Origin of the sequence: Algoriphagus sp. SE2 (assembly GCF_039563885.1) — a bacterium.
Lineage (GTDB): Bacteria > Bacteroidota > Bacteroidia > Cytophagales > Cyclobacteriaceae > Algoriphagus.
This window is the reverse complement of the sequence record NZ_JBCLWJ010000017.1, coordinates 69,082-87,039: the sequence shown is the minus strand read 5'-3', so window position 1 is coordinate 87,039 and position 17,958 is coordinate 69,082. Positions and strand designations below refer to the sequence as shown.

General features: G+C 36.5%; 12 protein-coding genes and 1 pseudogene. 5 read left to right on the top strand and 8 right to left on the bottom strand.

All coding sequences use genetic code 11. The features are described 5' to 3' along the window. Window positions 1-107 precede the first annotated feature (107 nt). Complete coding sequence (locus AAGF08_RS17375) at window positions 108-2,567, top strand: ligase-associated DNA damage response DEXH box helicase (protein ID WP_343512610.1); 2,460 nt, start codon at window positions 108-110, stop codon at window positions 2,565-2,567. Here the strand turns inward: AAGF08_RS17375 and AAGF08_RS17370 are convergent. The 4 genes from AAGF08_RS17370 to AAGF08_RS17355 form a co-directional block, all read right to left on the bottom strand. Then, window positions 2,564-4,012 carry a TrkH family potassium uptake protein gene (locus AAGF08_RS17370; RefSeq protein ID WP_343512609.1) on the bottom strand — a complete coding sequence of 483 codons (1,449 nt, stop codon included), beginning with the start codon at window positions 4,010-4,012 and terminating at the stop codon, window positions 2,564-2,566. The two genes, AAGF08_RS17375 and AAGF08_RS17370, sit on opposite strands and share 4 nt — an antisense overlap. 2 nt (window positions 4,013-4,014) lie before the next feature. Continuing rightward, a complete protein-coding gene (gene trkA, locus AAGF08_RS17365; RefSeq protein WP_343512608.1) occupies window positions 4,015-5,361 on the bottom strand; it encodes a Trk system potassium transporter TrkA in 1,347 nt (448 codons plus the stop codon). A gap of 163 nt (window positions 5,362-5,524) precedes the next feature. After that, window positions 5,525-6,769: a DNA recombination protein RmuC gene (gene rmuC / locus AAGF08_RS17360; protein ID WP_343512607.1), complete on the bottom strand. Its 1,245-nt coding sequence runs from the start codon at window positions 6,767-6,769 to the stop codon at window positions 5,525-5,527. Further along, entirely contained in the window at window positions 6,759-7,772 is a 1,014-nt protein-coding gene (locus tag AAGF08_RS17355) for an alpha/beta hydrolase (protein ID WP_343512606.1), read from the bottom strand. Before AAGF08_RS17355 ends, rmuC begins: the two co-directional genes overlap by 11 nt. Before the next feature lie 84 nt (window positions 7,773-7,856). On the opposite strand from AAGF08_RS17355, the gene AAGF08_RS17350 reads away from it, so the two are divergent. Further along, window positions 7,857-9,083: an Nramp family divalent metal transporter gene (locus AAGF08_RS17350; RefSeq protein ID WP_343512605.1), complete on the top strand. Its 1,227-nt coding sequence runs from the start codon at window positions 7,857-7,859 to the stop codon at window positions 9,081-9,083. Between the two features lie 7 nt (window positions 9,084-9,090). Here the strand turns inward: AAGF08_RS17350 and AAGF08_RS17345 are convergent, their stop codons facing one another. Continuing rightward, window positions 9,091-9,990, bottom strand: coding sequence for a neutral zinc metallopeptidase (locus AAGF08_RS17345; protein WP_343512604.1), 900 nt, complete (start codon window positions 9,988-9,990; stop codon window positions 9,091-9,093). Window positions 9,991-10,160: 170 nt separating this feature from the next. On the opposite strand from AAGF08_RS17345, the gene AAGF08_RS17340 reads away from it, so the two are divergent. Continuing rightward, window positions 10,161-10,952, top strand: coding sequence for a DUF1080 domain-containing protein (locus AAGF08_RS17340; protein WP_343512603.1), 792 nt, complete (start codon window positions 10,161-10,163; stop codon window positions 10,950-10,952). Between the two features lie 79 nt (window positions 10,953-11,031). On the opposite strand, the gene AAGF08_RS17335 is transcribed toward AAGF08_RS17340, so the two are convergent. From AAGF08_RS17335 to AAGF08_RS17325, 3 genes are all read right to left on the bottom strand, one after another. Beyond that, a complete protein-coding gene (locus AAGF08_RS17335; protein ID WP_343512602.1) occupies window positions 11,032-12,174 on the bottom strand; it encodes a permease in 1,143 nt (380 codons plus the stop codon). An 11-nt stretch (window positions 12,175-12,185) separates the two neighbouring features. Then, window positions 12,186-13,349 carry a histidinol-phosphate transaminase gene (locus tag AAGF08_RS17330; RefSeq protein ID WP_343512601.1) on the bottom strand — a complete coding sequence of 388 codons (1,164 nt, stop codon included), beginning with the start codon at window positions 13,347-13,349 and terminating at the stop codon, window positions 12,186-12,188. Between the two features lie 351 nt (window positions 13,350-13,700). Next, a complete protein-coding gene (locus AAGF08_RS17325) occupies window positions 13,701-14,168 on the bottom strand; it encodes a histidine phosphatase family protein (protein ID WP_343512600.1) in 468 nt (155 codons plus the stop codon). 154 nt (window positions 14,169-14,322) lie between these two features. Here AAGF08_RS17325 and topA point away from each other — a divergent pair. Together topA and AAGF08_RS17315 are read left to right on the top strand one after the other, a co-directional pair. Then, window positions 14,323-16,646, top strand: a pseudogene (gene topA, locus AAGF08_RS17320) (type I DNA topoisomerase). Between the two features lie 26 nt (window positions 16,647-16,672). Continuing rightward, window positions 16,673-17,911: a carboxypeptidase-like regulatory domain-containing protein gene (locus AAGF08_RS17315; RefSeq protein ID WP_343512599.1), complete on the top strand. Its 1,239-nt coding sequence runs from the start codon at window positions 16,673-16,675 to the stop codon at window positions 17,909-17,911. The last annotated feature ends 47 nt before the right edge of the window (window positions 17,912-17,958 follow it).

Genomic DNA, 17,958 nt, shown 5'->3' with positions numbered 1-17,958 from the left:
TTGAACTGTGTAGAAATTGAAAAGAAAATTTGTCAATCACCTTCAAAAAGTAGAATTCTTGATTGAATTTCGGCATTTTGAATTGGTCAATCCCAATTTCTGATTCTATGGAAGATGTAAGGTTTAAGGTTGCGTTTGAATACTTTCGAAAGAAAGGTTGGAAGCCTTTTCCCTTTCAATTGGAAACTTGGAAAGATTTTCTTAATGGCAAATCAGGTCTCTTGAATGCCCCTACTGGGTCAGGAAAAACATTCGCCTTATGGTTTCCTGTGATTTTAGAATACATAAACCAGAATCCTGACACCTGGAAAAAACCTAAGAACAATGGGATTCAATTAATTTGGGTTACCCCGCTAAGAGCTCTTTCTAAAGACATTCAACTTGCAATGCAAGAAGTTTGTGATTCTATTGGATTACCATGGAAAGTAGCGGTTAGAAATGGTGATACTGATGCAAAAACTCGTGCGGCAATAAAAAGAAGGCCTCCCGAATGTCTTATCACTACTCCAGAAACTCTTCACATTCTTATTTCGCAAAAAGATCATGTTAACTTATTCCAATCCGTAAAAGCCATTGTGGTTGATGAATGGCATGAATTAGTAGGAAATAAAAGAGGGGTTCAAGTTCAATTAGCTTTAGAATACATCCAATCGATTTGCCCTGAAACTTTCCGAAGATGGGCGGTTTCTGCTACTTTGGGAAATTTGGAAGAAGCAGCGGCTACTCTACTCGGTAAGAAACTTCCGATTCATATCATAAAAGCAAAAGTTGAAAAAGAGATAATTTTGAATTCGGTTTTTCCTAATGAGATCGAGAAATATCCCTGGGCAGGACATTTGGGGATTAGGATGCTGGATAAAGTAATTCCGATAATAGAATCCAGCAATACTGTATTACTTTTTACAAATACCCGTTCACAAACTGAAATCTGGTATCAAAAAATCCTGGAAGCAAGGCCTGACTGGGCCGGTTGGATAGCGATGCATCATGGGTCCTTAGACATGTCGGTCCGAGCTTGGGTAGAGGAATCCTTGCATGAAGGAAAACTTAAACTTGTCGTATGTACTTCCAGTTTGGATCTTGGAGTTGATTTTAGACCAGTGGATCGGGTAATTCAAGTTGGAAGCCCGAAAGGTGTTTCTCGTTTTATCCAAAGAGCTGGAAGAGCAGGTCATCAACCTGGAATGCCATCAGAAATATTTTTTGTTCCTACCAATTCATTGGAACTAATTGAAGCTTCTGCTTTGAGAGACGCGATAGAAAAAGAGGAAATGGAGTCTCAATTCTCCCCTGATCTCCCCTATGATGTATTGATACAGTTTTTAGTGACCTTGGCTGTTGGAGATGGATTAGATGCAAAAAAAATCTATCAGGTGGTAAAGCGGACAAAGTCTTATGAAAAGCTTACTGGGCAGGAAATGAACTGGGTAATGGATTTTATCACCAAAGGTGGTAACTCCTTAGGAAGCTACGAAGATTTTCTAAAGATAGAGTTGGAAGAGGATGGACTTTACAAGGTTAAAAATAAACGAATAGCAATGAAGCATAGACTCTCAATGGGGACAATTGTTTCAGATGCTCTTCTTAAAGTTAAATTCAAAAACGGAGCCTATTTAGGAAGTGTTGAAGAGTATTTTATTTCGAAGATGAAAATTGGTGATCGCTTTTTCTTTGCCGGAAGGAGTTTGGAATTTCTCCAAGTAAAAGGCTTGACCGCAACCGTAAAGGTGTCTGATAAAAAGACAAAAAATGTGGTCTCTTGGATGGGAGCTCGCATGTCCTTATCATCAAAACTTTCAGATAAAATCAGAGAAATTCTTGAGCTATATAACCAAGAAAAATATATTTCAGAAGAGATCATTCGAGTTTTACCTATTCTGGATCTCCAGAACAAACTTTCGATTGTTCCAAATAAGGATACTTTCCTTATAGAATCCCACCAAAGTAAAGAGGGCTATCATATTTTTTTCTATCCTTTTGAAGGAAGAATGATTCATGAATTAATGAGTGCTTTGATTGCATATCGAATAAGCGTGAGTTATGCTGTAACCTTTAGCATAGCTATGAATGATTATGGTTTTGAACTGTTATCAGATAGCTTCATCCCAATTGAAGAACTTTTAGAAGAAGATCTATTCACATTGGATAATATCCACGAGGACATTAGACATTGCGTCAATGAAAGCGAAATGAGTAGAAGGAAATTTAGAGAGATTGCAAGTATTGCCGGACTTGTCTTCCAGGGTTATCCAGGAAAACCTACCACTTTTAAACATATTCAGGCAAATTCAAGCTTGCTTTTTCAGGTTTTTGAATCTTACGATCCTGATAACCTGCTACTCAAGCAAGCACATTCGGAAGCTATAAATCAACAGATGGATAAGGAGAAAATGATTAATTCAATGAAAAAAATAAATCTTCAGCAGATTAAGGTATTACATCCAATCCAGTTTACGCCATTTTCTTTTCCAATCATGGTGGATAGATTAAGTCGAAACTCTGTTTCTTCCGAATCCATTGAGGACCGAATTGTCAAAATTCAATCTCAATTTGAAATATTGGATTAGTTTGCTCTCCAGAAGAAAGGAGTAAATAAAATCAGAATAGTGAACAATTCCAGTCTTCCCAATAACATGATAAATGAAAGGAATATTTTTGCTGTTGAAGATAAAAATGCAAAATTATTTACAGGGCCGACTTTCCCAATCCCTGGCCCGACATTTCCTAGGCAAGTTGCGACAGCCCCTAATGATGTTTCAAAATCATAACCCATAATGGAAAGTACAAATGCACCAAAAACAAAAATCAAGAGATAAATCAAGAGAAAATTCATGATATGAGTTACAATTCTCCCTGTTACCCTATCCCCATTTATCATCAATGGGACGATTGCACGGGGATGTACCAATCTTTTGAATTCCAAATAGGAATTTTTGAAAAAAGTTAGATGTCTTACAAACTTTATCCCACCTGCCGTAGATCCAGCTGATGCTCCCACAAATAAAAGAATGAAGCAAATAAAGGTGACCCCTTGCCCATACTGAGTATAATCATCTGATACAAAACCAGTTGTTGTAATCAGTGAAACAACCTGAAATGCGGACTTTCGAAAAGCCAATTCAGGATCACTTCCCATGTTGGCAAAAATGGGAAAGAATATAACTATTGAGATGGCAAAAACAACAAATGCATATGCCTTAAACTCATCGCTCTTAAGAACTCTCCTGAATTTCCCCACTAAACCAAAATAAATAATTGTAAAGTTGGTACCGGCCAAAAACATAAAGAATATAGCTGTGTATTGGATAAACGCTGAGTCGTAGTGAGCCATACTCGCATTTTTTGTAGAAAACCCACCTGTGGCAAGTGTAGTTAAGGCGTGATTTATCCCATCATAAAAAGTCATTCCCCCTACCCAATATAATAAAGTAGCTGCGACGGTTAAGCCCACATAAACATACCAAAGTCTTTTTGCCGTTTCGGAAATTCTTGGATGAACTTTGTCGGAAGTTGGTCCAGGTGATTCTGCAACAAAAAGTTCAATTCCACCAATTCCCAATAACGGGAATATGGCAACGGTTAACACTATAATTCCCAGGCCACCTATCCACTGAAGCATACTTCGCCAAAAAAGCAAACCTTTAGGCATCGCTTCAATATCATTTAGTATAGAAGCACCGGTTGTGGTAATACCTGAGGTGGTTTCAAATAGTGCATCTGCAAAAGAAATGATCTCATGACTTAGAATAAAAGGAAGCATTCCAAATCCAGCCATAAAAAACCAACTCAGAGATACAATGAGATATCCTTCTCTCTTTCTGATATTCTGATCTTCCTTGGAAAATGAGAAAAACAAAATCCCGCCCACAATCATTGTGATCACGGAAGAGCTCAAAATAGGCCAGGGATCCTCATCAAAATAAAGAGAAAAACCAACTCCAGGAAGCATTAATAGTCCTATCAGCACTAAAAGTGCTCCCATGATTTTGGCAATTTCTTTAAAATGGATCATTCTTAATGAAAAAGTTTTTCTAGAGGCATTTTAGCTTCCGGAAGTGCTAAAACTATTGCTTTATCATCCATTTGAAGCATAAAATCTCCATCGGGAATAAACACTTCCTCTCCCCGGATTACACCTGCTACAATTGCAGAGTCAGGAAAATGTAATTCTCTGAGCGGCTTCTTGATTAATCTATTAATCTTAGAAACAGAATATTGAATAAATTCTGCATCAACACCATAGATTCCTGAAACAGCATCAACAGTACCCTTTTTCAAATACCTAGAGATTTCATTTGCAGCAACAAGCTTTTTATTAATTAAGGAATCGACTCCAATACTGTGTGAAATATGAATATATTCCCTTGTATCCACATGGGCAATCGTTTTATACACTCCATGATTTTTGGCGGTCAATGAAGTGATAATATTTGTTTCAGAGGATTCTGTCAAAGCCAAAAAAGCATCCATCTGTTCAAGCCCCTCTTCAACCAATAGTTCAATGTTTTTATAGTCCCCATTGATTACCAAGGTGTTCTTCAAATTTTCAGCAAGCCATTTACATCTTTCCTTATCCTTATTAACAAGAGTGACTCTGAAGTGATCCTCTAATCTTAATGCCGTAGTCAAAGCCATATCATCACCTCCAATGATCATTACATTTTTGATGATCACTTTCTTTTGACCAAGGACCTCCATGATGCTCTCGGTATTCTTTTTATTCGAAATAAAGAACACATGGTCATTATTTCTAATGATCGTACTTCCTCTCGGAATAATTGTTTTTTGATCCCTAAGAATGGCTATGATCCGAATATCTTCAAATATTGGGTTTGTTTTGGTATCCATAATCCTTTGATTAACCAAGGGATTATATTGATCTAAGGTGATGCCTACAATATTTAATTTACCTCCACCAAAGTCAAAAACCTCTGTAAAGCTGGAGTTTTCAATCATATTGAAAATCTCACGGCTACAAAGCATTGTAGGAGAAATCAGGTTATCTATACCAAGATTATTAAAATAGTTTACATTCTCGGGATTTAAGTAAGAGTGGTTTCTTACTCTTGCCATTACACGTTTTGCACCAAGTTGTTTCGCCAAAACTGCTGTAACAATATTTGTTTTTTCGGAAGTTGTTACGGCCAAAACCATACTGGCACGTTCGACATTTGCTTGTTGAAGGACTTCAAAAGAGGTAGAATCCCCTTGAACTGTTAATACATCTAATTTTGAAGCAACATATTCTAGCACTTCTCTATCCGTATCAATCAGTGTAATATCCTTATTATCAAAACTTAATTGCTCAGCTAGGTGATATCCCATATCTCCAGCACCAGCAATCACAATGTTCATCCCCATAGAGGTAATTCGAGTGATTTAAACGACTGCAAAACTAACATCTTTCTACATGGTTTTCAGTCATATAGATTATTTCTTTTGCGATTAAGTCGAAAAGTAGTTAATCTGATCTTTTATGATAAATTTTTGAAGATTTTTTTTATTGAAATCAAAAATAAAGAAATCATTCTTCTAATAATTTCGAGCTTTCAGCTTCTGTAAGGGCTTCTACATCCTTTAGTTTCCTTTGTATCGCCCTAGTTCTAGAACCCACCAATTTGTCCAATTCAGAGTTGGCTTCACCCAATTTCTTTTGAGTTTTCTCTATCAATTGTCCAAATTTCCCGAACTCTGTTTTTATTGCTCCCAAAACCTGCCATACTTCTGAACTTCTTTTTTGAATCGCTAAGGTTCTGAATCCCATCTGTAAGCTATTCAAAATAGCAGAAAGGGTCGTGGGTCCAGTTACTAAAACTTTATATTCCTGCTGTATCTGCTGCGAAAGCCCTGGTTCCCTTAATATTTCTGCATAAAGACTTTCCACAGGTAAAAAAAGAATGGCAAAATCTGTTGTATGTGGAACTTGGATGTATTTATTCCTTATGTCGGAGGCAGCCTTTTTAACTGCTTTGATCAATTCTGCCCTTGCAAAATCAATTTCCGGTTTATTTACTTTTTCGTTTGCATCCACTAATCTTAAATAAGACTCTTGAGGGAACTTCGAGTCAATCGGTAGTAAAACCTGTGTATCATTTCCAGGCATTTTAACGGCAAACTCAACACGCTCTCTTCCTGAATTTCCAATGGCTGCATTTAATATATATTGATCAGCAGTTAGGATATTTTCCAAAATAGCCTGCAATTGATATTCTCCTAGCACGCCTCTACTTTTCACATTGCTCAAAACCCTTTTTAAATCCCCAACCCCATTTGCTAAACTCTGCATTTCGCCCAGTCCTTTCTGTACCGCTTGCAGTTGGTTGCTAACCATTTCAAATGATTGACCTAGCCTAGTTTCCAATGTTTTTTGAAGCTTTTCATCAACCGTCTCACGAATCTTTTCAAGTCTCGACTCTGTAACTTTCATCAACTCCACCTGCCTTTTATTCAATTCTTCAAATTTGTCTTTCTGAAGAGAATTAAAGTCTTGAACATTCCTTCTAAATACCTCACCAAAATTTTTAAGCGCCTCATTTTGATCTCTAGAACTAGCCCGTTGATTATCAAAAACAAGTCTGAATTGGGAGGTCAGGTTTTGACTGGCTTCTTTTCTAGATTCAGTTAAAGTTAACTCAATCTCCTTAGTCATTCTATTAAGCTCCGATTGTAATATTTCCTTTTCTGCTTTTCCACTACGGTTCAAAAAAATAAGAGCTAGTATAATCGTTTGAAATATTAAAACTAGACCGATTAAAATCTCAATGGACATGGGTTAAATAATTTGGCTCTTTAATGTAATCTTTCCTTATTTCGACACCTAAAAAGGAAAGGTATTCTGCGACAGTCTCAGTCGGTATTTCTTCCATGGGTACATGCCCCGCTTCTTCAAAAACAACAAGTCTAGATCCCGGAATGGCATTCTCAATTAAATATGCCTGCTTTAGAGGAATCCATTTATCTTCTTTTCCCCACATAATTAATGTTGGCATTTTCACAACATTGAAATCAAAATCATATTCCCTTGGAATTGACAATCTGTCCAATGTTGCCTTTCTATTTCCGTCCCTCAACATTAATTCATAATACCTATCAATCTTATCGTTCGTGATCTTATCAGAATCATAATACACCTCTTTCATATTCATTGCAAATAGAAACTTTGGGGTACATTTGAGCAATAATTTTGCGAAGATAGGGTTCGAAGTAATTTTAAAAATCAATCCTTTATCAGATGATCCCTCTTCCTCTTTCTCTAAAGTCCCTATAGAAGGTATTGGTGCGCCAGACGCATCAATAAGATTTAAGCTCAATACTTTATCTGGCCTAGTCGAAGCCATTTGCAAGGCTACTGCACCTCCCATGGAGTTTCCTGCTACATGAAATTTTTCCAGCCCAAGATTTTCTGCTAATGTCAAGGCCAAGTGACTGTAATCTTTTATGGAATATCTTTGTAATTCATCCGGACCTGTCAATCCATGACCTGGAAAATCAAAGGAAATGGTCATGAAATAAGGACTCAATTCTTCCTGCCAACTCTCCCAAGTATGAAGTGAAGAAAAACTTCCGTGAAAGAGCAAGATGGGCTCTCCTTGCCCCATGATCCTAACATGGATATTTTGACCATTAACTTTTATAAAATGGGATTGAGGAGTAGCATATTTTTGATCTATTTCTTCTTTGGAAATATCGTTCCTGAAGAGAAGCATCAAAAAGAAAATACATGATAGTACAAGAGTTGCTAAAACCTTTACTATTCTTTTGATCCAAATCATATATTAATTTAATGCTTTCAAATGCTTTCAAGTAAAAACTACAAAAAATCTCTTAAATCTCTATTTTGCATAAAAAAATAGAAATTGTCATATAGAAACTTTTTAAGAAACCTAGGTCCAGGCCCGGTCATTGCTGCAGCCTTCATAGGACCAGGTACAGTAACAGTTTGTACACTGGCAGGTGTTAATTTTGGTTACTCTTTACTTTGGGCTTTGGTCTTATCCATTTGCGCAACCCTTACCCTTCAGGAAATCTCTGGGAGAATAGGCATTAGCACTGGACAAGATTTGAGCCAATTACTTAGAAAAGGAAAATCAAATCTTTTCTTCAAATATGCATCTATGGTTTTGGTTTTATTAGCCATTGTACTTGGTAACGCAGCATATGAATCAGGCAATATCACAGGAGCTAACCTTGGGCTAGAAATTTTCTGGAAGTCGCCGGTCTTCAAAATAGGATTTATAAATATTCAAACGGGAAACTTCCTTATAGGAGCTATTGCTTTCATCTTATTATACTTTGGAAACTACAAAAGTCTTGAGAAGTTATTAGTAGCCTTAGTTATTTTGATGTCTATAGCATTTACAATAACTGCATTTCTTACGAAGCCTGACTGGACAAGAGTTTTAGAAGGTTTTATCCCTTCATGGAATAATAAAGAATTTCTAACCATTGTTTCACTAATCGGCACCACAGTAGTCCCTTATAATTTATTTCTCTATGCAAGTTTGGCCAATAAACGTTGGAAAAAATCAGATGGCATATCATGGATGAGAAAAGATATAGGTATATCTGTAATCTTAGGAGGTATAGTTTCAATGGCTATTTTGATGGTTGGAGCTGCTAATACCAGTAGCGAAGTCAATAATGCTATTGATGTATCCAAAGGTCTGGAACCCTATTTTGGGTCTCTAGCCAAGTATTTAATGGGAATTGGTTTTTTAGCAGCTGGACTTACCTCTTCTCTTACTGCTCCTCTTGCAGCGGGATTGGTTGTTTGTGGAATTGCGGGCTGGAGTCAAGATCTAAAATCAACTTCCATGCGAAGATCCATGAGTGTGGTCTTACTCTTAGGGTTGATATTCGCATCCTTTGGTATTAAACCCGTTCAATTAATCACGCTTTCTCAGCTTGCTAATGGAATTTTATTACCTCTCATTAGTGGCTGGATTATTTGGATAGGAGCTCAAAAATCAATTATGGGCGATCTGAAAAGCAGCCTAAGAGCAAATATTCTTTATTTGGCAATTTGGTTAATTACCTTGGTTCTCGGGCTTAAAAGTATAGGGGCAGTTTTTGGAATCTGGTAATTATCTTTTATAAATCAGAAGCACTAAACGTGTCACCCTGACTTATATCTCCTGTATCAAACCCTTTTTTAAACCATTTCATTCTTTGTGCAGAAGTGCCATGTGTAAATGAATCAGGTACTACTCTACCACCAGCTTGTTTTTGTAATCTATCATCCCCAATGGCATTCGCAGCATTTAATGCTTCTTCTAAATCACCTTTTTCCAACCAACCACTTGATTCTTGACTGAAATGCGCCCAAACACCAGCTAAGAAGTCAGCCTGTAATTCTAATCTAACAGAGTATTGATTATACTCCTTCTCACTTACATTTCCTCGTAGACTATGAATCTGATCTGTAATCCCCATTATTTTCTGAATATGGTGACCTACCTCATGGGCAATAACATAGGCTTGAGCAAAATCACCTGGAGCATTTAGCTTCCGTTCCATGTCTTCAAAAAAACTAATGTCAAGATATAATTTTTCATCCGCTGGGCAGTAAAATGGCCCAGTTGCCGAAGAAGCATTTCCACAGGCAGAGGAAACTGAATTAGTAAATAAAACCAAAGTTGGGTTCCTGTAATTATCGAGCTCCTGATTCCAAACGTCCTCTGTATCGGCTAATACCGTTGAGCAAAATTCTGCCAGTCTATCTTCTTCCGTAGTCGGCTGATAATTAGATTCTGTGGTAAAACCCTGACCTCCACCACCCATCATTCCACCGATGAGCGCTAATGGATTCGTTCCAGTGGCAACTGAAAAAACCACCAATATTCCGATTATGATTAAACCAGTTTTAGAAAATAAAATTTTCAACAATGGTCCAATCAACAAGGGATTAAAACCTCCTCCACCCATCCCAGAACCACTTTGGCGCCTTCTATCATCTACATTACTACTTTGTCTTTTTCCTTGCCATTTCATATTGGAATTTTTTACTTATTACTTTACCTTTTACAACAGTAAAGCTAAATCAGAATAGTTTTTCTCTGATATAAAATTTTGTTTGATAAAAATTGAATGATTAAAAATAGCTAATTTTCGTAACCAGCGTATTTCTTACGTTTATTTTAAATAAAAAAAGCCCAAAATCTATGTTCCAAAAACTAAACACAGAATATTCCATTCTAAAAATCAGCTTATTAGTAGCTATACTTTTTACAATCTCCATTTCTGGTTATTCTCAAACAGGAGTTGGTGTTAAACCAATTAAAGGTGCGAAATTAATGCTTGACGGAACTGAGAAAATGCTTCATAAAAATTGGAAGTATTGGGAAGGACCAAGATTTTCTAGTTCCATGCCAATAAAATGGCCTTCAGCAACGGATCCAATTGATGGGGGTCCTGTGATTAGCAGCAATGATCCTGCAGGAGCCGGAGGAAAATATGGAGCAGCAGATATAGTAACAAAGAAAGAATATAGAGACTTTCGAGCTCATGTAGAATTCTTAGTCAAAGAGCCCGGAGGAAACAGCGGAGTATATTTACAGAACCGATACGAAATCCAAATTCTTGATGGAGATAATACAAACCATGGGATGGCCGCTATTATCAACGAACAAATACCTACTTCAGATGAATACAATGGAACTGGGAAGTGGAATGCTTATGATATAAATTTTAAGGCTGCAAGATTCGAAAATGGAGTATTGACTGAAAAAGCCCGGGTAACTATATACTTCAATGGGGTAAAAATTCATGAGGACCAGCCTATTCAACAAGTTTGGGGAGGGCCAAACTCCGGAATGGATGGAGGTAACGATGGAGGTAAAGGAATTACAGATAGACCAGGAGGTTTAAAACTTCAAGCAGAAGGGCATGATGTCTATTACAGGAATATTTGGATTAAAGAATTGAATTTAGATGGAAAAAGCACCGATTTTTAAGAATTATAGAAATCAAAAAAAACCTGAGATAGACATCTCAGGTTTTTTGCATTTTAATCAATAATCAAACCCATTTTTATTATCTGCTTTCAGCAGAACTATCTTTTAAATTCTTTTCCTCTAAAAAAGGAATATCAATTTCTATATTCCTAAACCAAGAAATGACTCTGGGCAATATCGGAAGCGATATCATTGCCCCACCAATAATGAATAAATGGCTTGGCACAGTAAAATATGCTCCCGAGCTAAATACACCTAAAATCAAGGCAGTACTAAAAGGGAGTGAAACTGCCAATATATTTATTCCTAAATCCAAATCGAATGTTCCTTTCTCAGAGTCTACACCCTTGTCTCTTTCCAATTGACGAATAGCAGACATATGCGCAAATGGCCAAAATGAGCATGCTGATAATGGAAATACAACAGCTAAAAGAACAGCCGCTTCATTTGGCAAATCAAAAAGCGCTACAAATCCTCCACTAAGCACTAAACTAAAGCCGGCTCTTAAGATCAATACAGAAGCAATGGTCTGAATTTGACTCCACTTAAGTATCACCGAAACACCAATAAATAAGAGCACTAAGGGAGTCATAATATCTTTAAGCATCAAAACTGATTCTCCAATAAAGCCAGGAAGATTTTGAAGTTGAAAGCCTAAAGCCAATAGTACTAAAGCAACTATGATTACTAGATTGATAGGCTCTTTAAACATCGATAAAAACAACTCTTTTACTTTTTGCCCATTAGATCTTGACCCCATTTTAAAATGATTGTAATACCAATTCATGGCCAGCAAATAAGAAAATATCAAGACATATACCTTGTTTCCAATATCTCCCAAAGCTCCCCAAGCCAAGGCATCATCTCCTAAATACTCCACCAAGAATGGAAAACAGGACAATCCAGGTGCTAAAGAAGGAATCATTAAAAGCCAAGTTCTGGTTTCGGAACTATCCTTCCTAAACCCTAATAAAGGCAACATGAATTTGCTTGTAAGAAACATAGTCACGTTCCAAATCAAAATCAAAAGTGGCAGAAACATTAATTCAGTATCTACCTCAATTTTCAACAAGGCAACGAAAATCATGGCTGGCAAAGCCAAATCAAGAATAGTAGTTTTTAGGCCTTTTTTATGATCATCCTTTATCAATCTGTTTTTCAGCAAAAAGCCAATCAGAATGAGTAATAGAAATGAGCAAGTCTTTTGTAAGGCTAAGGGCATATTCTAAATTCTTAAGCTGTTACCCTCTTGAAGGTCTCGACAAAAATTTCCATTTCTGTTTTAGTCCCCATACTTACCCTGCACCAAGGCTTATCATAAATATCAAATACTCTAATACCCACCCCAGAATCATACATTGACTTTAAAAATGACTTACCATCCATATCAATTGGGAAAATCATAAAGCTGGTATAAGATGGAATTATGTCATAACCTAGAGAGGAGATGGCATTTTTTGTGAATTCTCTGCACTCTGAATTATATCCTCTACATTCTCCCATAAATTGGTTTTCCTTCATACTGGCAATCGCACCCTTTAATGAGGTGGAGCAAAGTCCCATGGTACTTCTTACCATGCTTGTAATGCTTTCTATTCTTTCAGGAGTACCAACGATATAGCCAATTCTCAACCCTGCCATTCCATGGATCTTGCTAAATGTCCTTGCAACGATCACATCTTTTCCTTCGGCAACCAAACCTACCATACTTTGGGATTTTGGGTTTTCTAAAAACTCCAAATAGGCCTCGTCAACAAAAATTGGAGTTTTTTCTGAAGCACTAATACAGAACTTCTTCAATTCCTCGGCATTGGTAATTGATCCAGTAGGATTATTTGGGTTACATACATAGATCAGTTTTGTATCCGCTTCAATTGCATTTTCCATTCCCACTAAATCATGAGCATAATCTGCTGTCAATGGAACAGGTTTCCAAGTTCCTCCCATTGCTTGCGCCGTATTGATTAAAGACATGTAAGAAGGATCGGCAGCAATAATATTCCCTCCATTTTTGAATCGTGTAATCGCTACTTTTTCCAAAAGATCGGTAGAACCAGGGCCTAACATGATATGGTCTGGAGTTACACCCTCTTTTTCTGCAATCATTGATATCAGTGTATTTGCATCTGCATGTGCATAACGATTCCCCATACTAGCAGCCTCACCAATTGCTTTTATAACTTGAGGAGCTGGTCCATATGGATTTTCGTTAGCATTTAATCTTGCAACCATTTTAGGTTCAGCGATAGGGAAATCCGGTAAATATTCCCCTAGAATACTTTCTGGAGAATAATAAAATGCTGAATTGACAGCTTTCTTTGGAAGTGCAAATGATGGAGCAGCTAATAATGAACCCGCTGATAGCAAGCTCGTTTTCATCCAATCTCTTCTATTCATCGATTTCAACATAATTTTAATGGTTAGGATAGATAATTCTTCTAAGGATAATGAAGGGGGTACCCCTTACTGTTTGTTACTATTTAATCAAAGCGAGTTTCGCTTTCCTTAGGCTATTGTTACTGATCGGTAAAAATGATCAATAGTATTGGGTGGGTTTATCATTAAAAATCAGAAATAAAGTAAAATCTAAAACATGGTTTAAATCAAACCCTATTCTTCCTAAATTTTTGTTAATGTAAATAAATTAGGTTTAAAATAAAATACAGGTTTTTCATTTTTATGTAAAAAATTAAAAATTAGGTTTTTATTAACCCGCCTTTGAAAAGACAAAGAATAACAAATTGGGTTTTATTGAAAAATCTCCTTCAGTATTCCAGAATTTAAACCAATCAATCTCCAATCATCAATTTCCAGCTGTAAATAGGCAAGCATACCAGGCTGCAGATTAATATAATTTTCTCCAGAAAGATGCGCAACCAAAAGGCTCAGGATTGGATTATGTCCAATGATCAAACAAGAATTAGCCTGAAATGGAACATTTTCTAACAATTGAATCAAATCCCCAAGATTGCCCCCATATATCTCCTTTAAAAAAATTTCTTCTTTAATTATTAAATAATTATGGATAATAGAGGAAGTTTCCATGGTTCTTCGTGCAGTAGAACAGTACATCAAATCCACAGAAAAAGATCTGCTTTTTAGTTCTGCCCCCATCCTAGTTAACCTTTCAATCCCTTTTTTAGTCAATTGCCTTTGAAAATCCGTTCCTTCAGAAAATCCTGCTTCTCCATGTCTTAATAAAAATAATTGCTTCATAGTGATTGGATTAAATGACTTTATTAGACAAATTATTTATCAAAAATCCCTCCAATTAGAGGGAATGAATTTTTATTTATTTGGATCAAAAAACAATGCCATCTATTTTTAGCAATCCAAATCGGGCATAACAGCCCAAAAAAAATTGATTTTTATGTCGAAAAACCTTGTCATTGTCGAGTCCCCAGCCAAAGCTAAAACCATAGAAGGTTATTTAGGTAGCGATTATAAGGTTGTTTCCAGCTATGGGCACGTGAGAGACCTCCCAAAAGGAGATAAAGCAATTGATGTCAAAAACAGATTCGAACCTACTTATGAGGTTACAGCTGATAAAAAGGAAGTGATCAAAAATTTGAAAGCATTGGTTAAGGATTCAGAAATGGTATTCCTTGCCAGTGATGATGACCGTGAAGGAGAAGCTATTTCCTGGCATCTAAAAGAGGTTTTGAAACTAAAGGATGAGCAAACCAAGAGAATTGTATTTAGAGAAATCACAAAGAATGCAATTTCAAAAGCAATTGAAAACCCTAGAGGAATTGATATTGATTTAGTCAATGCACAGCAGGCAAGAAGAATCCTTGATAGACTGGTGGGTTTTGAGCTATCCCCAATCCTTTGGAAGAAAATTAAAACTGGACTTTCAGCTGGAAGGGTACAATCTGTAGCTGTACGTCTAATAGTTGATAGAGAAAGAGAGATTGAGCATTTCAACTCTAAATCAAGCTTTAAGATTTCGGCGATCTTTGAAGTTGAAGGAAAAACATTTAAAGCGGAGCTGCCTAAAAAGTTTGAAACAAAAGAACAGGCGGAGACTTTTCTCAAATCCTGTTTAAAAGCAGATTTTTCAGTTGGGAATCTAGAAAAGAAACCAGGAAAAAAATCTCCAGCTGCTCCTTTTACAACATCTACTCTCCAACAAGAGGCTAGTAGAAAACTTTATTTCTCTGTAGCACAAACCATGTCTGTAGCGCAAAAGCTTTATGAAGCTGGGAAAATCACATACATGCGTACAGACAGTGTCAATCTTTCTGATGATGCTATGAATTCTGCGAAGAACGCGGTTCATAATTCTTATGGAGAAAATTATCATAAATCCAGAAAATACGCCACAAAATCAGAAGGTGCTCAAGAGGCCCATGAGGCAATTAGACCTACTGATTTCTCTGTAAACCATATCAGTGGAGATAGAAATGAACAGCGGCTTTATGAATTGATCTGGAAAAGAGCAATCGCATCACAGATGTCTGATGCAGAACTTGAGAAAACTACTATCACTATTGATATCTCTAATTCTGATTTAAATCTAATAGCCACTGGAGAAATCATCAAATTTGATGGATTCTTAAAAGTATATTTAGAAGATACCGATGATGAGCCGGAAGAGGAAGATGATACAAACAAATCCCTACTTCCACCTTTGAATATAGGGCAAGAACTTGCTTTACAGCAAATGAGAGGAAAGGAGACATTTACCAGACCTTCCCCTCGTTATACGGAAGCCTCTTTGGTGAAAAAATTAGAAGAGTTAGGTATAGGGCGACCTTCTACTTATGCCCCCACTATTTCTAAATTCAAAAAAGGGAATACGTTATCAAAGAGTCCAGAGATGGTACTCCGAGAAAATATGTAGAAATGAGTATTTCATCAGGAAAATTCAACGACGAAATAAAAACTGAAATAACAGGAGCAGAAAAACAGAAACTATTCCCAACCAATATAGCAATGGTTGTGAATGATTTTCTAGTTGAGCATTTTCCAAATGTTATTGATTTCAATTTTACAGCTCGGGTTGAAAAGGAGTTTGATGATATCGCCACCGGAGGTCAAGTATGGCAGGATATGATTGACTCTTTTTATGGTAACTTCCACAAGAGCGTAGAAGAGACAGAACAAGTTTCAAGACAGGATATTAATACGAGTAGAGAAATTGGAGTTCATCCGGAGAATGGAAAGCCAATTATAGCTCGATTGGGAAAATTTGGTCCACTTGTACAAATCGGGGATAGCGAAGATGAAGACAAACAATTTGCAAGTCTGAAAAAAGGACAGTTCATCGAAAATATCACTTTGGAAGAGGCTTTAGAGCTTTTCAAACTTCCAAGGGAAGTAGGTACATTTGAAGATAAAAAAATGGTTGCTGCAATTGGTAGATTTGGTCCCTATATCAGACACGATGGTGCCTTTTTCTCTTTAGGCAAAGAGCAGGATCCTCTAAGTATCAACGAGGAAGAAGCTATTCAGCTGATAAAAGACAAAAGAGAAGCTGATGCTAAGAAACACATCAAATCATTTGATGAAAACCCGGAAATCCAAGTATTGAATGGAAGATGGGGGCCTTATATTAAAATGGGTAAAAACAATTATAAAATCCCTAAAGACAAGGTCGCTGAAGACCTTACTTATGAGGAGACTATGCATATCATAGAGAATCAACCGGAGCCTAAAAAGAAAGGGAGATTTTCAAAAAAGAAGACTTAAGATCGTTTAGTCTAAAATCAGCATTTATGAATTTTATAAAGAGACCAAAATCAGTCATTTTAAACCTGTTTTTGGTCTTTTTTTTATTCGTTTTAAAACCAAATGTGTTTGCCGAAAATATTTTAAAAGGAAGGGTTACAGAAGAAGAAACCGAAATTCCTGTTCCATTTGCAAGTGTGTTTTTAATAAATACTACTTTAGGTATTACCGCTGATAAAAACGGGCAATTTAGCCTTTCAATACCAGATGGGCAATATGATGTAATTGTTAGAATGCTCGGATATGAACCAGTCACCTTTACTGTAAATACGAATTCTCTTCCTGCAAAAGGATACAAAATCCAATTACTAACTTCGGATCAAGAACTAGAACAGGTAGAGGTAGAAAGAGAGCGAGACCCTGTTTGGTACAAAAATTTTGAAAAATTCAAGGAATTGTTTTTTGGGACATCTAAAAATGGGCGTGCTGTTAGTATTGAAAATGAGGAGGATTTGATTTTGGATTCCGAAACAGTACCTAACTTGCTTCAGGCGCAAGCGAGAAATATATTAAAACTTGATAATCCCAACCTAGGGTATGAATTGGAATTTTCACTCGAGGAATTCCGATATGATATTGAGAACAAAACTATTTACTACAAAGGGTATCCGTTTTTCATACCTTACAAAGACCTTTCTTTATCAAAGGAAAAGAAAATCGAAAAAAATAGAGATGCAGCCTATCAAGGAAGTTTACAGCACTTTATCCATTCATTATATCAAGGAAATTCGATTGATGAGGGTTTTATCATTAAGCGGATTATTAAAATCCCAAACCCTGAAAAACCTACAAAGAAGCAATTTGAAGAGGCGAGATCAATTTTTAGAACTATTAAGAGCCAAATAATCAGGGATTCTATTCAAATTAACGTATTATCAAAAGCTGATCTTGAAGATGAAATTGAAAAAGTAGAAGAAGCCGAACTAGACCCTGAAACTCTTTTAATCAGGAATGAAGATGGTAGGGTATTATTAAAATATAAAGACCAATTTCAAGTTACATATACCAGGGAGCCAATGGCAAGGGAATATCCCAGAACTATAGGAACCCAGAATAAAAAAAATCAAATTTCGAAGGTAACCATCAGTGTTCCTGACTTAGAAATATTTTTTAGTGGTACAGCTGATGATCCTTTTGGCTTATTGGTTGAGGGATACATGGCTTGGGAAAGAGTTGGAGATTTAATGCCTTGGGACTATGTACCCATCAAGTCTAGCAATCAATAATTACAAGCATGCAATTTATATGTGGTTCTTAAAATAGCAGAGGTTAA